1 protein-coding gene is annotated in these 455 nt (G+C 59.5%); it reads right to left on the reverse strand.

Annotation, left to right across the window (positions count from 1 at the left end):
• The coding region (locus AB4Z20_RS28065) for an immunoglobulin-like domain-containing protein (protein ID WP_442091244.1) at window positions 1-455 on the reverse strand (455 nt) is incomplete at both ends.

Genomic DNA, 455 nt, shown 5'->3' on the forward strand with positions numbered 1-455 from the left:
GTTGCCGAGAGCGTCAGGCCAGTGGTGTCCTGGGTGTCTGTGACGATGGTGTCGGCAGGCTTGCCGTCGATGTCCAGTTTTTCGTAGTTGCCGCCCTTGGCGTCATCAATCTTCACGCTCAGGTTATCGCCGCCTGCGAGGGCGTCGTTCGGCGTAACGAAGTTCACGCTGCCACTGCTGGCGCCAACCGGGATGGTGATGGTCTGGCCGTTCGACAGGGTAATAACCAACGGAGCGTCGGTCACGGGTGCGTTAACCGAGGCGGTGTAMACCACGGTGCCRCCTTCYGCGACGGTGGACGTTGCGGTCAGGCTGACAGTCGAGGTGTCGATGGTATCGGTAACGTCAGTCACCGCAGGCGTGGTGCTCGGAACCAGGTTCTCGAAGTTACCACCAGTGGCTTTATCGATGCTGACTTCGACTTTGCCAGCGTCTTTGTAGACGTCGTCTTTTGG

The sequence above is a fragment of the Pseudomonas sp. KB_12 genome, assembly GCF_052114545.1.
GTDB classification, from domain to species: Bacteria; Pseudomonadota; Gammaproteobacteria; order Pseudomonadales; family Pseudomonadaceae; genus Aquipseudomonas; species Aquipseudomonas brassicacearum.